The sequence below is a fragment of the Pseudomonas sp. TTU2014-080ASC genome, from assembly GCF_001446935.1.
Taxonomy (GTDB): Bacteria; Pseudomonadota; Gammaproteobacteria; order Pseudomonadales; family Pseudomonadaceae; genus Aquipseudomonas.
Genome location: NZ_LKKK01000015.1, coordinates 1 through 17,272, shown reverse-complemented (window position 1 = coordinate 17,272; position 17,272 = coordinate 1). Strand labels below are relative to the sequence as shown.

The following is a 17,272-nucleotide window of genomic DNA, read 5'->3' as shown; positions in this document are numbered from 1 at the left end:
GAGGGTGTGTCTGGATGCCGGACGGTCAGCAGCGGGGTGCCGCAGCGCCGCCACTCTTATTGGGGAGTAATCATGCTTTAAACCCGAAACGCCTGTACGGCGGTATGCAACTTGCCACCCAATTGGAGCAAGTGCTCGCCTTGTTGGTGGCCCTCGCCAATCCGCTCCAGGTTATTGCTACCCAGGGCGTTAATGCGCTGGCTGTTTTCGCGGATGCTGCTGGCAGCGCTGGTCTGTTGGGCGGTGGCCACGGCAATGCGCTCTGCCATGTTAGAGATGGTGTGGATGGCCGCCACGATCTCATCCAGTGCCCCATCGGCAGCTTGGGCGTGACCTGCGGTAATTTCTGCATGCACCACCTGATTGCGCATCGCTTCAAGCGATTGTAAAGCTGCGTGCTGCAGGCGGCTGATCAGCCCTTGAATTTCGGCGGTGGCGCCGCTGGTGCTCTGTGATAGGGTGCGCACTTCATCGGCCACCACCGCAAAGCCTCGGCCCAGTTCGCCCGCCCTTGCAGCCTCAATGGCAGCATTTAGCGCAAGCAGGTTGGTCTGCTCGGCGATTCCGCGAATCACGGTGAGGACATTGCCGATAGTGGCAGTTTCTGCTGCCAGGTTCTCAATGGCGTGAGCGTTGCCCTGAACTTGGCCAACCAGATCATGCAAACCAGTCAGGCTCTGGCTGATCACCTGTTGCCCGTGCTTCAGCGCGTTGCTGGCGTTGCGGCTTGCTTCGGTGGCCTGAGAGGCGTCTGTGGCGACCTGCTCAATGCTGCTCTGGAGTTCACCGAGTGAGTCGTGGATCAGTATGCTGTCGTGGGTCTGGCGTTCCGCGCTGCTGTGCAGGTTGCCGCTCATGTCGGTCAGGGTGCGGCTTGAGCCGAGTACTTCCTCGGCGTGGCTGCGTATGGTGCTGACCAGCTCGACCAGATAGGTACGCAGGCGGTTGAGAGACTCTTCGATGTCTTGTAGTTCGCGCACCCGGCTTTTGATGTGGATGGTCTCGGCGAAGTTGCCCTGAGCCCAGGATGACAGAGCTGGTGCCAGATGGTTGAGGGTTTGGTTGAGGCGGCGCTGGATCCGGTCGATGACCAGTGCAATCAGCAGGATGCTGCCGATCAGCAGGCCAAAGAGTAGCTGGACTTGGCCTTGGATTCGGCTGTGCTCGGCTCTGACCAGTGGTTCCATCCCGGCCAGGCTCTGTTGCACACCCCCGATGTGGGCATTGGTGACATTAATGAGTTCGTGGCGCTGGCGAATCAAATCCCGTGTCCGTTGCAGCTCAGCTGGGTAGCGGCTGATCAGGCTGAGAAGCTCGCGTTTTAGCGTTATGCCTTTGTCTTGGGTATCGATGTTGCTGTCCTGAGTTTCCAGACCGAGCAGGTCGGAGAAGCTGCTGGTCGAGCTGTTGGTCTGATCCACGACGCCCAGCAAGGGCAGATTATTGATCAGGTGGGCCTGTTGGCTGAGTGCGGTTAGTTCGCGCTCTACTTCGCTGGCCAGTTCATCGCGGCCAGTGGCGACAAGTTTGTCCCTGGCGTGTACCAGCCGGGTCAGGTGTTGGGATGTGATCAGCAACGGCATGTTGTAGCGGCTGGCGTCGGCTGATGAGGCGCTATCGGCATACTGGCGGAGTTGAACCAGCAAGGCTGCAGCTTCACGTTCTGCCTGTAGTAGCAGCCCTTGCGGGTCACCTGAGAGCTTGCCCGCAGCGAGCAGGTCGCTGACCGCAAACGCCTGCAGTTGGCTTAGGTTGTGTTGCAGGTCTTCGCTCAGTTGAGTCGGCAGGCTGTGGATAGCCTGGTCCATCTGCTCAACCGCTTGCAATGCGCTGCTGTGATGCATGGCATCGCCGTTGAGCAGGTAGGTGCGGATGCTGCTGGCGACGTTGTTTTGAAACTGCTGGGACAGGTTCAGGTAGTTGGACATCAGCAGGTACGGGCGCTCTAGGGCGCGCTGGGACCACCAGAGTGAGGCTCCCAGGGCAATACATACGGTGAGTAAGAGGGCAGTGTTGAGGTCGGTCAGGGATTTCAGGCGCATAGACTCAGCCGGCAGCGGGCAGGATGTTCCGCCTTGGTGGGGCGGATTTAAGTCTATGAATTTATTGCTTTTATATGACGCTCAGATGACAGTAATGTGGCGTTATGGCTAAACGCTACTGTCATCCTGCGCAAACACCGAAACCTGATTGCGGCCGCTGTGCTTGGCGATATAAAGGGCTTCGTCCGCCTGCTGGGACAGCTGCTTGCTGTCCATGTCGGCGCGGAGCTGAGCAACCCCGCAACTGAAGGTGCACGACAGATCGTGGGGCTCTGCCGAGAACTGAATTTCGGCAAAGCGCTTACGAATTTCATCCAGCACTTTGGCTGCCGAAACTGCATCTGTGCCTGGCATCACCACCGCAAATTCCTCACCGCCATAGCGGCCGATATGATCGGTTTTGCGCAGGCGCTGTTTGAGGAACAGGGCAAGGCTTTTGATCACCCGATCACCCATGGGGTGACCGTAGGTATCGTTGACCTTCTTAAAGAAGTCGATATCGATCATCGCAAAGCTCAGTGGATGTCCGTCGCGTTGGGCTAGGAAGCGGGCATCCTCAAGCAGTTGCAGGGTGTGGGTGTGGTTGTAGAGCCCGGTCAGGCTGTCGCGGACCATCCGTGCTTTGAGGTTACGGGCGCGGGCTGCGCGGTTGCGCACTGTGGCGATCAGATGGCGCGGCTTGATGGGTTTGGTGAGGAAGTCGTCACCGCCTTCACTCATGGCGTCCAGTTGCTTATCTAGGTCATCTTCGGCAGAGAGGTAAATAATCGGCACACTGACGTAACGGTCGTTGTGACGGATCACTTGAGCCAGTTCGGGGCCGTTGCACTCCGGCATGTACATATCAAGGATGATCAGGTCCGGCTGGAAATCAGCCAGATGGCGCATGGCTTCAATGGGCTCGGTCAAGGTGCGGGTGATGATGCCAGCACTGTTGAGCACGCGTTCGGTTTGAGTCGCTTGCGCGCGGGAGTCATCGATGATCAGCACTTTGTAAGGGTCGTACTGAACATTGTGGGTCAGTACTTCGATGCGCTCGAACAGGTTCGAGGCATCCAGGGTGCCGGTAAAAAACTCTCGGCCACCGGCGCGCACAGCCTCAAGCCGCGTGCGGGTATCAGTGTCTTCGAGGCTGAAGAACAGGATGGGAATCTTTTGTTCGCGGCCTTCCTGAATACTTTGGGCCAGTTGCAGGCCAGCCTTGGGGCCGGAGAAATCCACGTCCATCACAATGGCAGCCGGGTGGCGCTCGGTCATGGCGCTTCGAAACGCGTTGGCGCTGTCCATTACCACCGAGTGCATGCCAAAGAATTCCAGGCGTTGTACCAGTTGTTCGGCGCGTTCCGGGTGTTGCAGGGCTAAGTACAGTGGCTTGCGCAGCGGCGGCAAAACGACGTGCTCGAGACGGTCACTATGACGCAAGCCTGTGCGGGACAGGCGCTGCAACAGCTGGTTGATCTGGACAATCAGTTCACTGTTGAGTCGCCCACGGTTGTCACCGACCTGTTGCAGGCACTCATCCAAGTCTTTCGCCAACAGGAAGTGATCCGTTTGCTCGAAACGCTCAGCATAACGCTGCAGGACCTGTACGGCATCGCGCAGTTCATGCAGCCCGGTTTCGCTCCACTCTGCCAGTTGGAGACGCTGCCACACTTCAAGGACCAGGCGCGCCTGGTGGATCACACGCTGGGCGAAGTGCTGCTTCAGTCGATCGTGGCTGTGGTCTTCGCTCTCGGTCATGCGGGGTATTGGCTCATGCGCTGGAGTGATGGCTTATTAGTGGCCATGCTAACACTGTCATACAAATTTACTAGGTACGATCATCTATTGGCGTCGGATTTCTGTCTATCTGTTCCAAACGCGGGCAGATAGACGAAGCGTGCTAACGTGTTGTCTAAGGCAGCGTATGAAATGCGGGGTTCCTCCGCCTCATCGGTATAATGCGCAACCCTGTTGGCAGGTTGCTGTCGAACATCATTCTGATGTCAGGTTATGTGCCGGCGTCAAAGGTGCTGCATCGCTATTTCAGTAATAAAGGAAACTCCCATGCTGGACTGGAAGAATCGTACTGGAGCTGCGCAATCGAGCGCAGTTGAATCCAAGCCGAAGCGCGGCGGCGGTTGGATTGGGCGCACTGTCGGAGGCCTGCTGGGGCTCTACCTGCTGAGTGCGGTGTTGGTGGGGTGGTACTGGAGTCTGGAGCCTGAGCCGTTCTCCGTACAAGGCAGCGCCGAAGAGCTAGCCCAAGCCCGTCAGCAGAAAATGGTCAACGGCTATACCACCGTGGCGACCCTGCGCCATGTGGTCAGCACGTTGTTGAACAAACCAGGTGGCTACCTGAGTAACGACCTGGCTCCTCCGGGGCTCTGGCTGGATAACATGCCGAGCTGGGAATACGGCGTGCTGGTGCAGGTACGTGATATGTCACGTGCGCTGCGTAAAGACTTCTCCCGCTCGCAGTCACAGTCCACCGAAGATCCGGACCTGTCTAAAGCTGAGCCGCTGTTCCACTTCGATAATAAGAGCTGGGCGCTGCCTGCTTCCGAAGCCAAATATGCTGAAGGCATTAAGGCGCTGGACAGCTACCTGAAGCGCCTGAGCAATCCGGACCGCTCTGAAGCGCAGTTCTACACCCGTGCCGATAACCTCAATAACTGGCTGGGGGATGCCGCGACCCGTCTGGGTTCGCTGTCCCAGCGTTTATCTGCCAGTGTCGGACAGGTGCGTTTGAACACTCTGGTGGTCGATCCTGCGCTTGAGCGGGTCAACAGCCAGAGTGAAGTGATCGAAGGCTCCAACTACGAGACGCCTTGGATGCAGATCGACAACGTGTTTTACGAAGCACGCGGTCAGGCATGGGCGCTGATGCATCTGTTGCGCGCCATTGAAGTGGATTTTGCTGATGTACTGGCTAAGAAAAACGCCACTGTCAGCGTGCGTCAGATCATCCGCGAGCTGGAGGCCGCTCAGGAAACTCTTTGGAGCCCGATGGTACTCAATGGCAGCGGTTATGGCCTGCTGGCCAACCACTCGCTGGTCATGGCCAACTACATATCCCGCGCCAACGCCGGTCTGATTGACCTGCGCCAGCTGCTGTCTCAGGGCTGATTGATGGCCTGGTCCGATGCCGAGGTGGCGCATCGCGCTGCCTCGGATGCCGAGCGTGTGGCCTGGGTAGATGAGCAAGATCGTCTGCTAGGTGCCTTGTCCCGGCGTGAGCTGCGCGAGCGGCATCTGATCGGGCGTTGCACCTTTATTCTGTTGTTCAACACCTCCGGGGAGTTGTGTGTACACCAGCGCACCTTCAGCAAGGCGTTATATCCCGGCTATTGGGATGTGGCAGCTGGTGGCATGGTGGATGAAGGCGAAAGCTACAGCTCTTCCGCCTGCCGTGAGCTGGCGGAAGAGCTTGGCATAGAGGGCGTGGCGCTGGAGGATTTCGGGCGTTTCTTCTACGCCTCGGCCGAGAGCCGTTTGTGGTGTGGCGTGTTCCGCGCCGTGTCGGATGCGCCGGTGCGCATTCAGCCAGAGGAGGTTCTTGAGGCCCGGTTTTTAACGCTTGAACAGCTACAGCGCGAGTTGTCCGAGCGTGACTGGTGCCCGGATTCGCAACAGGCCCTGAAGCATTATCTGAGCCGTTGCGCCAGCGTCTGAATCCATCCTCTAGCCCGCATCGGGCCTGATTCTGTGCAATAAAAGTAGGATTGATGTGCAGCATCCTGCACGGCGTCGCCAATCCGCCGTTTAATGGCGCATTTTTACACTTAGCATTTGCCGCGATTGCCGGTACACTGCGCCGCCTTCAAGCCCTGCACCTGCCGGGCGCGCTGCCCCTGCCAGAGTGGGGCTTCGCGGTCGATGCGCCATCGGTCATCGATCAATCGCTATCCTGACCCCTTCGAGGAACCAGCCGGTGGTCAAGAAAGCTTCTTCATTCGCCGCGCTCAGCGGCCTGGTGTACTCCACCGATGGCGGCCGGCATTGCCCGGACTGCAGTCAGCCTGTGGACGCCTGCATCTGCAAACAAAGCCAGATTCCTGCTGGTGATGGGATTGCCCGTGTGCGTCGCGAAACTAAAGGTCGCGGCGGCAAGACGGTGACCACCATCACGGGGGTACCGCTGGCTGAAGAACCGTTAAAAGAGTTGGCCAGTGCGCTGAAAAAGCGCTGTGGTTGCGGTGGTGGGCTCAAAGACGGCGTGATCGAGATTCAGGGCGATCATGTTGAGTTACTGCTGGCTGAGCTGGTCAAACGGGGTTTCAAAGCCAAAAAGTCGGGCGGCTGAGCAGCGCTTAGATCCGCGCAATCAATGCTCGGGGCAGCTGTTCGCATCTGCCAGACGGGTAATTGATTGCCGGTTCAAGTGCTGCGGGTGCCTGCTCGCTCACTAAACTTCTCCGGTTTGATGGATGTCCATCACCGGGTAAATGTCATTTCTGCCTATTAATCTGTTGTCGCCCCGCTTCAGGGGGGACTTACGTCATACAGGAGACTCCGATGTCTGCACGACGCACACGCAAGGACGATGGTAGCCAGTGGACCGTGGCGGACAGTCGTAGTGTCTACGGTATTCGCCATTGGGGCGCTGGTTACTTTGCTATTAACGATAAGGGCCGTGTTGAGGTCCGTCCGAATGGCCCGCAAAGCACGCCAATCGATCTTTATGAGCAGGTTGCCGAACTGCGTGAGAGCGGCCTGAGTCTGCCGTTGCTGGTGCGTTTTCCGGATATCTTGCAGGATCGTGTGCGTCGTCTGACGGGGGCGTTTGACGCCAATATTGCTCGTCTGGACTATCAGGCCCGTTACACCGCCCTGTACCCAATCAAAGTCAACCAGCAAGAAGCGGTGGTGGAAAACATCATCGCCACTGAGAACGTCTCCATCGGACTCGAGGCCGGTTCCAAGCCGGAACTGATGGCGGTGCTGGCGCTGGCCCCTAAGGGCGGCACTATTGTCTGTAACGGCTATAAAGACCGTGAGTTCATTCGCCTGGCGCTGATCGGGCAGAAGCTTGGCCACAACGTCTTTATCGTCATCGAGAAAGAGTCCGAAGTGCAGTTCGTGATTGAGGAGGCGGCCGAGCTTAAGGTTGCGCCTCAAGTCGGCCTGCGCGTACGCCTGTCATCACTGGCGTCGTCGAAGTGGGCTGATACCGGCGGTGAGAAGTCGAAATTCGGTCTGTCAGCGGCGCAGCTGTTGTCCGTGGTTGAGCGTTTCCGTGCTGCTGGGCTGGATCAGGGCATTCGTTTGCTGCACTTCCATATGGGCTCGCAGATTGCCAACTTGGCGGACTACCAGCATGGTTTCAAAGAAGCCATCCGATACTACGGCGAGCTACGTGGGCTGGGCCTGCCAGTGGACCACATCGACGTGGGCGGTGGCCTGGGTGTGGATTACGACGGCACCCACTCGCGCAATGCCAGCTCCATTAACTACGACATGGACGACTACGCCGGCGTCGTTGTGGGGATGCTCAAAGAGTTCTGCGATGCCCAGGAACTGCCGCACCCGAATATTTTCTCTGAAAGCGGCCGCTCCCTGACTGCACACCACGCCATGTTGGTGGTGCAAGTGACGGACGTGGAAAAGCACAACGACGAGATCCCGGAAATCGAGGATATCACCAGCCTGCCGGAGGTGGTGCAGTACCTGGTTGAACTGCTCGGCCCAACTGACCTGGAAATGGTCACTGAGACCTACTGGCGTGCGACTCACTACATGAGCGATGTGGCGACCCAGTACGCCGATGGCAAGATCACTCTGCCGGAGAAGGCTCTGGCTGAGCAGTGCTACTTTGCCGTTTGCCGTCGTCTGCACAACTCGCTCAAGGCACGTCAGCGTTCCCATCGCGTGGTTTTGGATGAACTCAACGACAAGCTGGCAGACAAGTACATCTGCAACTTCTCCGTGTTCCAGAGCCTGCCGGATACGTGGGCAATCGGCCAGATTCTGCCGATCATCCCGCTCAACCGTCTGGACGAGGAGCCGCTGCGTCGCGCCGTGTTGCAAGACCTGACCTGCGACTCCGATGGAAAGATTCGCCAGTATGTAGACGAGCAAAGCATCGAAACCAGCCTGCCTGTACATGAGGTGCGTGAGGGGGAGGATTACCTGTTGGGCGTCTTCCTAGTTGGGGCTTACCAGGAAATTCTCGGGGATATGCACAACCTGTTTGGTGATACCGATTCGGTGAACATTTACCAGAACAGCAACGGCAAGGTGTACCACGCAGGTATCGAGACGCATGACACCATTGAGGACATGCTGCGTTATGTGCATTTGTCTCCGGATGAGCTGATGACGCATTACCGAGATAAGGTGGCCGGAGCCAAGATCAGTGCCCGTGAGCGCACGCAGTTCTTGGATGCTTTGCGACTGGGGTTGACTCGCTCGTCGTACCTGTCATCCTGATCGAATGAGCTTAAAGCCCCGCAATGCGGGGCTTTTTCATGCTAGCTGAAAAAGTATTCAGGCTGTCTCTTGGCGCGCTTTCAGGCGAATGTTGCCCAGCCCTCGTTCAATCAGATCGGCGTAGCGGGCCGGTAGGTGCGCATTAACTTGCCCATCGCATACAGTCGCAGGATAGCTGCACAGTCGTCGGCGTTTGGTCTCATCCCCGTGTTTATCCAGTTGGTAAAAGTGCCAGTCAACATCCGTCCCATCCGGCAATTGGGTCGGCAAACTGAAGAGGGGAGAGCCTTCTGCATAGCCGACATGGAAATCTTCCGGAGCGGGTCCATCAGGAAAAGGTTCAGCATCAAGGAAGCCGAAAACTGAATCATGCTGCAGCAAAGACTCGCGGGCATAGGGCCAGACCAGTTGGCGCAGAAAGTATTGATCAGCAAAGTGCGTCGAGCTCAAGGGCTGTTGAGCAAACACCTCCAGCAGCGCCTGCACTGAAGGCAAGGACCCTGCTACACAGCCCCACAATCCAGCCAACAACAGTTCGGTGTGGCTGCCACTATCGCGCATGGCATGGAAGCGCTTGTCGCTAGCGATCCAGCGTTCGACCGCGCGGGCCTCGCGCATGGAAATGACGGAGTCGGCATCACGGAAAATCACCCGATCAAGGTCGGGATCATCCAGCGCCATAAGTCGCCACATGGGGCCGGGCCAGCGACGCGTCTGTTCATCGACATAAATGATCTGTGCACCAGCCTCATCAAGCCGCTTCACCACCGCAAGCGGGACGCTTTCGTCAATGTAAAAGCGACATGTCCAGTCGGGATAAATACGGGGCTGTTCTGTGGCATTGATCACCGCCGTTTCGCAGTACTTTGAATTGCCACCGAACAGTGAAAAGGCGATGAGGTTGCGCTCGCGGGTTGCCAGACTCGGCGGGCCTGGCAGTGGGCTTGGTGGCGGTGCGGGTAATGGGTGTGGTTTTGAGAAAAGTTCCATTCTCAGCTCGAGGGCCTGCCGGCCGAACTGACGGACTTGGTCCCACTGCTTAAGGGCACCATGGGCGTGGGACAGGGCATCAAAAAGCGGCAGTGTTCTGGCACCGAGTTTCACGGCCTGACTGGCGTACTCAATAGCTGAATTCCAGCGCTCAAGTTTGATGCAGTTAACGGTGGCATCGATCCACGCCGGAGCCAGGGCTGGATTGATCCGGGTGGCTTGCAGGCATGCTCCGAGTGCATCTTCAAAACGGCCCTCTTTGTAGGCGCGCCGGGCTTTCTTTTCAACTGAGTTCAATAAGAGTTGAAGTTTATTGCCCGAGCTTTTTCTCGGTCCAGAATTTTTCATTGCTGACCTGCTTATGGTGGCGTTGTTTATGCGATGAGGAAAATTCGTATTAGTTCTATTTTTAAATAAGTTTGAGCTGTGTTTGTTTTGAATAATTAAAATTTAATTGGTTTTTGTGCGTTTTTATATTTTGTGCGCGTTGCTCTTGGTGTCGATTAGGAATGGTCTGATTTAGGTGTTTGAGGAATGCGTCTAGGGTTCGCGGGCTTTTTTTGAGACGGAGTTAGCGTTTGGTGGCTCATGGGTTTTTGCTGTTTTTTAAGGGTTCTGTTAGGTCTTTCTGATGTCTAAGTCTTCATTGTTGGTTTCGGTTAAAATTTGGCTTAAATGCATTTTTACCGGGTTTTTTATTGGTTTTATTATGTTGGTTGGGGAGTCGGTAGAAGCTGGTCTTTACTACGAGTGTAATCCCCAGTGCAAGGAAGTTGATAACAGAGTGATGGGGCGAGATACGTTCTCACTTTCCCATAATGTTTCATCCAACTCATCTGGCGCATATAAATCCCTGCCCTCGTTAGATACGCCAGCCACTGTTAAAGGTGCGGCAAGTTTCAGCCCTGAAAGTATTGGGAAAGAGCAAAAGGCTCGTACAGGTTTGTATCTGTGGCGAGCGGTGCATTCTGCTGTGAGTACGTACCCCTCTGTCCGCAGTGCAATTGCAGCCTTGGAACAGCAGAGCAGCTCGCTGGATGTTGCCCGTGCGGGGTATTACCCCACGGTACAAGCAGGTGTTAGCGCTGGTCGTCAGGGCAACGTCGGCAGTGGTCAAACCTTTTCAGTCAATGCATCACAGATGCTCTACGACTTTGGCAAGGTCGGCAGCCAGGTGAGTCGAGCCAATGCTGATGTGCAGCGTCAGTATGCTCAGGTGCTGATAGTTGTTGATGACGTTGCCCGTAAAACTGCTCAGGCTGTCATAGAGGTGCGACGTTTTCAGCTGCAGGAAATTGCTGCGCGGAAGCAGATTGATGCAATTACCGATCTGCTTAAAGTTGCTCAGGCGCGGGTATCGCTCGGGGCCAGTAATCAGGCCGACCCTGTACAGGCTGGGTCACGTCTGGATGCAGCACAGTCGACACTGCATTTCATCAGAACGCAGCTCTTGCAGTGGCAGAGCAAGCTTCGGCAGCTGGTGAATGAGCCGCTGCCTGCCTCTATCAGCGTTTCCCCCGAGCCTGAGCTATTACAGGCCACCCAGCTCATTACGCCCGATTTGAATCAGGTGCCTCAGGTGCAGGTGGCGCTGCTCGAGCTTGAGATTGCCCGTTTGCAGTTGAACCGAGCGAAAGCGGATCAATTGCCGACGATCTCTGTAAGTGCGGGGCTTGATCAAAATATGGGCGAGCTGCGCAACACTCAGAATGATCACGATTACAACCTGATGATCAATGTCACCAACAGCCTGTTTGAGGGGGGGGCGCTCCGAGCTAAACAGCGTGCCGCCGGGCATGCGATCACGTCGGCTCAGGAAAATATTGACGATGTCAGCCTGGGGCTGAAAGAGCGGTGGCAGAGTATTAGCGATCAAATTGCCGGTCTCGAGACGCGCTTGCCGATGTTGGCATCCCGTAAGAAGAGCATCACTGAAACGCGCCGCTTATACCGTGAACAGTATCTTTCACTGGGAACACGTTCGCTGTTGGACTTGCTCAACTCCGAGCAGGAAATTTTTCAGGCCGAACTTGAGTGGCAGAACGCCGTACATGATCTGCTACAGGCGCGCCTCGATTACGTTCAGGCAACCGGGCAGATGCGTACGGTCTTTGACCTCTCTGAGTCGTTGGTTGCGGAGGCAAGGCAATGAGCAGTGTGCAGAACAGGGAGGCTCAGCCTTCTCCTCATGAGGCTTGGATTCAGGGTTTTTTGGGGATCGCCCGGCACTATGGGTTGAACGCTTCAATTGAGCAGATCCGTGTCGCTCTTTCGTGGGGGCAAGGCCAGTCGTTGGAACAACAGCTGGAACAAATGGCCCGCAATATCGGCCTCTCCTTTTCTGTTCAGCCATTTAGCTTGTCTTGTTTGGATTCTTGGCGCTTACCGCTGCTTGCTGATTTTGGCCAAGGTCGGGTCGGCCTTATTGAAAGTATGGGCAGTGATGGCCAGGTTGGCGTACGCCTAGGCGACGAGCATTCAGTTGTGCAGAGCTGGTCGCTTGAAGATGTGGCGGCAAGAACGCTGCGGGTTGTCATTCTAAGGCCGCAAATCGCCGTGCCTGATGCGCGGGTTGACGACTATATAAAGCCCTATGACGCAGGTTGGTTCTGGAAGTTGGCGTTGTCTGACTGGCCGCGCTACGGCGACATCATGCTCGCTTCGCTGGTGGCCAATCTGCTGGCGTTGAGTTCGATGATTTTTTCTATGCAGATCTACGATCGGGTTATTCCTGCTCAATCGGAGCCCACTCTGTGGGTTTTGTTTGGCGGTGTAATGCTGGCCATTGTCCTTGAGTTCTGTATGCGCCTGGCTCGAACGCATATTTCGGACAGGATTGGCAAACGTGCCGATTTGAGAATCTCAGACCGAGTGTTCGGGCATGCTCTGCGGATTCGCAGTGAGTACCGATCTAAATCAACGGGTTCGTTTATTTCTCAACTGCGAGAGTTGGAGCAAGTGCGGGAGTTGATTACCTCAAGCACATTAGGGGCTATCGCGGATCTGCCATTTTTTTTCCTGTTCCTGGTGGTTTTGTGGATGGTGGCCGGATCAATTGCCTTGGTTCCGTTGGCAGTGATTCCTCTGTTAGTGATTCCAGGGCTGCTTCTGCAGAAGCCTTTGGCCAAGCTGGCCAAATTGGGCATGCGTGAATCTTCATTACGCAACTCCATGCTGGTCGAGGCGGTGCAGGGGATTGATGACATCAAGCTGCTGCGGGCTGAGGCCAAGTTTCAGAATCAATGGAACTATGCCAATGAAGTCACGGCGGGCTTCAGCATGCGCCAGCGCTTCATAACCGGGGCGATGATTGCCTGGACACAAGAGCTTCAGTCACTGGTTTATGTGACCGTCATCCTAGTGGGCTGCTTCATGGTGATGAATGGAGATATCACCACTGGAGCTTTGATCGGTGCTTCGATTCTGTCATCTCGGATGGTGGCCCCACTTGCGCAAATATCCGGAATCATGGCGCGTTGGCAGCAGGCGAAAGTGGCTCGCGAGGGACTTGAGGAGCTGATGAAGCGCCCAGTTGACCAGCCAGCACATAGCAAGCGTTTACACCGTCCGGTTTTGAGGGGGCATTTCCGTCTGAAGGGGGCGCTCTTCAAATACGATCCGGAGTCGAAAGAAGTCGCGCTTAACATTGCCGATCTGGAAATCCGAGCAGGTGAAAGGGTTGCGATACTCGGACGTAACGGTGCTGGTAAGTCAACTTTGCTTCAGTTGCTGTCCGGGCTTGCGACTCCTGAGAAGGGCATGGTTAGTCTGGATGGTTTGAGCCTGCCTTTGATTGATCCGTCAGATGTCCGTCGGGATGTTGGCTTGCTGTCTCAGAGCTCAACACTGTTTTACGGCACCTTGCGTGAAAATGTCACGCTAGGGTGCCCTCAGGCCAGTGATGATGAAATCCTCAAAGCGATGAAACTCAGTGGTTCCCTGACGCTTCTGGAGGTGTTGCCGGACGGCCTTGATCATGTGCTGATGGAAGGTGGGAAGGGGCTGTCTGGTGGGCAGCGTCAGTCGTTATTGCTAGCACGAACACTGATTCGTAATCCGCATGTCTTGTTGCTCGATGAGCCGACGGCTTGGCTGGATGAAGTCACCGAGGGCAACCTGATTCAGACACTTCAACCTTGGTTGGCCGGGCGCACCTTGGTGGTCGCTACACATCGTCCGGCGTTACTGAGCTGGGCGCAGAGAATCATTGTTCTTGAGGCAGGACGCGTGGTTATGGATGGCAGCAAGGAGCAGGTTATTAAGGAGCTGTCTCTGAGGTCGGGCAGCTCACCTGCGCAGCACAAGGTGAAGTCCCATGAGTAAACAGGGCACAGGTGTTGTTTGTGGTCACGGTAGTACTGTCGCTGCGATGTCGGCTAGTGGTTCGGTTGGTGGAAGTCCACAGGCGCGGCTGAGTAGTGAGGCAGCTCAAATGCCGCGTTCATCGGTAATGGTCTGGCTGATAGCTGTAGGCCTACTGGCTTTTTTCCTCTGGGCTTACACATTTCGCTTGGATGAGGTAACAACCGGAGTTGGCAAAGTTATTCCCACTTCGCGAGAGCAAATTATTCAATCCCTTGAGGGGGGGATTATTGCTGAGCTTAAAGTCAAGGAAGGTGAGGTTGTTGAGCGTGGGCAAATATTGGCTCAGCTGGACAAGACACGGATCAAGTCCACTGTCGATGAGAGTGCCTCGCGGGTTAATTCTGCGTTGGCTACTGCTGCGCGATTACGAGCTGAGGTGACAGGAGAACCGTTGGTTTTTCCTGAGCAGATCCGGGCGGATGCTGCCTTGGTTCGCTCAGAAACCGCGCTCTACAACTCGCGCCGAGAAAGTCTTGAGAAAAGCCTGAGTGGACTCTCTGAAGCCTTGAGTCTGGTGCGTAAAGAGTTGCAACTTACTGAAGCGCTGGTAAGGCAGGGGGCGGCCAGTAACGTCGAAGTGCTTCGACTGAAACGGCAGGCTAACGAGTTGGAGATGAAGGCCAACGACACGCTTAGCCAATATTACGTGAAAGCCCATGAAGAACTGGCTAAGGCCAATGCTGAAGTAGAGGCCCAGGGCTCGGTCATGCAAGGGCGGGCTGACATGCTCTCGCGTATGACCATCACTTCGCCAGTGCGTGGCGTAGTCAAGGATGTGACTGTCACTACCGTCGGAGGGGTGATTCCGCCGAATGGTCGATTGATGGCAATTGTGCCGATGGAAGACCAATTGCTGGTGGAGGCGCGCATATCGCCGCGGGATGTGGCTTTTATTCATCCTGGTCAGACGGCCACGGTCAAAGTAACAGCATATGACTATTCAATTTATGGCGGGCTGACGGGGTATGTAACGATGATTTCCCCCGATACGATTCAAGACGACGTTAAACGTGATGTGTATTACTACCGTGTGTTTGTTCGTACGGCTGAGGATGTTCTGAATAATAAAGGCGGGGATGAGTTTCCAATCTTTCCAGGGATGATCACCAGTGTGGATATTAATACGGGAAGTAAAACAGTTTGGGAGTATCTGGTTAAGCCGCTTAATCGTGCCAAAGAAGCCTTGAGAGAGCGCTGAAAGCTTTGGTTTTTTTGCAATGAATTTGTACGGTTCTTTTATTGTGCGGTTGCCTCGGTAGTTTGTTTTTTGCTCCTCGTACTTGCCGTATTTGGTTCTTTCGTCCATTTAGGAATTCTCCTAGGTGTAATGCCATTTCCCACGTTTAATGTGTAGTACAGATTGAGATTCTGATCTCAAATTAATAGTCAATTAAATAAATCGCCTCTGCTGTGCGGCTGTGGTGCTCTTTTGTCTTTTTAAAGAGTGCCAGGTTTGCGCAGCTATGGATTCAATGGAATGGAAAATATGCCTTCTATAACGCTTATTGATAAGTCTACCGGCAATAAAGTAACTGGGCTTGATAGTGAAATCTGGCTGGATAGTAGTTCAGTTGTTGTAATCAAGGCTTCCCCGAAAGATGTTGTATCTATTAGCCGGGAAGGGAACTCGCTTATAGTGAAGTTGAAAAGTGGCGAGGTACTAACCTTTGCGGATTTCTTCATTGTTCACGAGGGGACGAAGAGCGATCTGGTTATTGAGGACGACCAGGCTGGAGGTACCTTGTGGCTGGCTGAATATGAAGAGCCTTGGGATGGCGCAGACTTGGTCCAGCTGGATTCGCTGGACACGCTAGTAGAGCCTGAGAGTGGCATCGGAATGGTGCCGCTACTTCTACTGGGTGGGGCTGGAGCTGCAGGTGCTGTTGCGCTGGCCAGTGATGATGGCGGTTCAGGGCATAACTATGGCTCTGGTCCTAAAGTCATGCCTGATGAGATTGCTCCTGAGCGTCCGGTAATCAAATTCAATAACAAGCATGGCTTGACGGGAACTTCTGAGGCTAACGCCACTGTCACGTTGTATCGCCCGGACGGTACGACAGTAGTTACTCAAGCAGATAAAAATGGGCTCTGGCATTTCAACCCCAACCCAATGGGGGAAGGTGAGCAGGGTTATGTATCTGCAAAAGACGCTTCCTCCAATGAAAGTGAAAAAACGTCTACGGGGGTGACTGATATCACACCTCCTGATGCGCCGGTTGTAGATCAAAATAATCTCTCAGGTTTGACAGGTACCAGTGAGCCTGGCGCGACAATCACGTTAACCCTCCCGGGTGGTAATACCGTTACGGTTAATGCAGATGAGAACGGCCATTGGGCGTTCATACCCAATCCACTTGAGGATGGAGAACAAGGCAAAGTCACCGCGACCGATAAAGCGGGCAACGAGGGGGATTATGCTGAAACCGGCGCCGCTGATGTCACTCCGCCTTCCCCTCCGGTTGTGGAAAACAACAACGAGTCAGGCCTTGGCGGTAGTGGTGAAGCTGGCGGCACCATCGTGGTTGAGCGTCCAGATGGATCGACAGTCACCACCATTGTTGACGAGAACGGTCACTGGGAAATCCACCCGAACCCGCTAGGCGAAGGCGAGAAGGGTAGCGTTACCATCACCGATCCAAACGGCAACACCAGTGAGCCGACCGAAACTGATACGACCGACCTCAGCGCACCGGATGCTCCGATTGTTGAGAGCAACAACCTGGGTGGTCTGACCGGTACAGGTGAAGCCGGTAGCACCATCACCCTGACCAAGCCGGACGGCAGCACGGTCACCACCGTGACTGACGCCAATGGCAAGTGGGCGATGCAACCGAACCCGCTGGCTGACGGCGAAGAAGGCAAAGTCACTGCGACTGACCCAAGCGGCAACGTCAGTGGTGAAACGGCTACCGGCAAGGCCGACCTGATCGCGCCGGATGCACCGGTGATCGAGAGCAATAACGAGTCAGGTCTTGGCGGTAGTGCCGAGGCAGGTGGCACCATCGTGGTCAAACTGCCGGACGGCAGCACACTGACGACAACCGTTGATGAAAACGGTCATTGGCTGATTCAGCCGAACCCACTGGATGATGGTGAAAGCGCCAACGTCACCGTGACCGACGAGGCTGGCAACATCAGTAAACCGGTGAACACCGGTGGCTCCGATGTGATTGCTCCGGATGCTCCGATCGTAGAGAGCAACAACCTGGGCGGCCTGACCGGTACAGGTGAAGCCGGTAGCACCATCACCCTGACCAAGCCAGACGGCAGCACGGTTACCACCGTGACTGACGCCAATGGCAAGTGGGCGATGCAACCGAACCCACTGGCTGACGGCGAAGAAGGCAAGGTCACTGCGACTGACCCGAGCGGCAACGTCAGCGGTGAAACGGCTACCGGCAAGGCTGACCTGATCGCGCCGGATGCACCGGTGATCGAGACCAATAACGAAACCGGTCTTGGCG

Annotated in this window: 12 protein-coding genes; 9 read left to right on the top strand and 3 right to left on the bottom strand. The window is 55.5% G+C overall.

The window, feature by feature from the left end:
* Positions 1-77: 77 nt before the first annotated feature.
* Complete coding sequence (locus AO726_RS21675; protein ID WP_446737435.1) at positions 78-857, bottom strand: methyl-accepting chemotaxis protein; 780 nt, start codon at positions 855-857, stop codon at positions 78-80.
* Positions 858-2,150: 1,293 nt separating this feature from the next.
* Positions 2,151-3,782 carry a response regulator gene (locus AO726_RS18820; RefSeq protein WP_058069648.1) on the bottom strand — a complete coding sequence of 544 codons (1,632 nt, stop codon included), beginning with the start codon at positions 3,780-3,782 and terminating at the stop codon, positions 2,151-2,153.
* Between the two features lie 306 nt (positions 3,783-4,088).
* Here AO726_RS18820 and AO726_RS18815 point away from each other — a divergent pair, with 306 nt between their 5' ends.
* The 5 genes from AO726_RS18815 (at position 4,089) to speA (ending at position 8,453) form a co-directional block, all read left to right on the top strand.
* A complete protein-coding gene (locus AO726_RS18815; protein ID WP_058069647.1) occupies positions 4,089-5,150 on the top strand; it encodes a DUF2333 family protein in 1,062 nt (353 codons plus the stop codon).
* Between the two features lie 3 nt (positions 5,151-5,153).
* Entirely contained in the window at positions 5,154-5,696 is a 543-nt protein-coding gene (locus AO726_RS18810) for an NUDIX hydrolase (RefSeq protein WP_058069646.1), read from the top strand.
* Positions 5,697-5,749: 53 nt separating this feature from the next.
* Positions 5,750-5,935 carry a hypothetical protein gene (locus tag AO726_RS18805; RefSeq protein ID WP_058069645.1) on the top strand — a complete coding sequence of 62 codons (186 nt, stop codon included), beginning with the start codon at positions 5,750-5,752 and terminating at the stop codon, positions 5,933-5,935.
* A gap of 20 nt (positions 5,936-5,955) precedes the next feature.
* On the top strand, positions 5,956-6,327 hold the full coding sequence (locus AO726_RS18800; protein ID WP_058069644.1) for a translation initiation factor Sui1: 372 nt from the start codon (positions 5,956-5,958) through the stop codon (positions 6,325-6,327).
* Positions 6,328-6,539: 212 nt separating this feature from the next.
* Positions 6,540-8,453, top strand: a complete 1,914-nt coding sequence (speA, locus tag AO726_RS18795) for an arginine decarboxylase (RefSeq protein WP_058069643.1) — start codon at positions 6,540-6,542, stop codon at positions 8,451-8,453.
* Positions 8,454-8,510: 57 nt separating this feature from the next.
* Here the strand turns inward: speA and AO726_RS18790 are convergent, their stop codons facing one another.
* Positions 8,511-9,740, bottom strand: a complete 1,230-nt coding sequence (locus AO726_RS18790; protein WP_241492147.1) for a tetratricopeptide repeat protein — start codon at positions 9,738-9,740, stop codon at positions 8,511-8,513.
* Between the two features lie 334 nt (positions 9,741-10,074).
* Between AO726_RS18790 and AO726_RS18785 the strand changes: the two genes are divergently transcribed.
* The 4 genes from AO726_RS18785 to AO726_RS18770 form a co-directional block, all read left to right on the top strand.
* Positions 10,075-11,595, top strand: a complete 1,521-nt coding sequence (locus AO726_RS18785) for a TolC family protein (RefSeq protein ID WP_082629189.1) — start codon at positions 10,075-10,077, stop codon at positions 11,593-11,595.
* Complete coding sequence (locus tag AO726_RS18780) at positions 11,592-13,766, top strand: type I secretion system permease/ATPase (RefSeq protein WP_058069640.1); 2,175 nt, start codon at positions 11,592-11,594, stop codon at positions 13,764-13,766. Before AO726_RS18785 ends, AO726_RS18780 begins: the two co-directional genes overlap by 4 nt.
* A 109-nt stretch (positions 13,767-13,875) precedes the next feature.
* Positions 13,876-15,006, top strand: a complete 1,131-nt coding sequence (locus AO726_RS18775; protein ID WP_241492151.1) for an HlyD family efflux transporter periplasmic adaptor subunit — start codon at positions 13,876-13,878, stop codon at positions 15,004-15,006.
* 279 nt (positions 15,007-15,285) lie between these two features.
* On the top strand, positions 15,286-17,272 hold a 1,987-nt coding region (locus AO726_RS18770), incomplete at its 3' end, for an Ig-like domain-containing protein (RefSeq protein ID WP_152987324.1).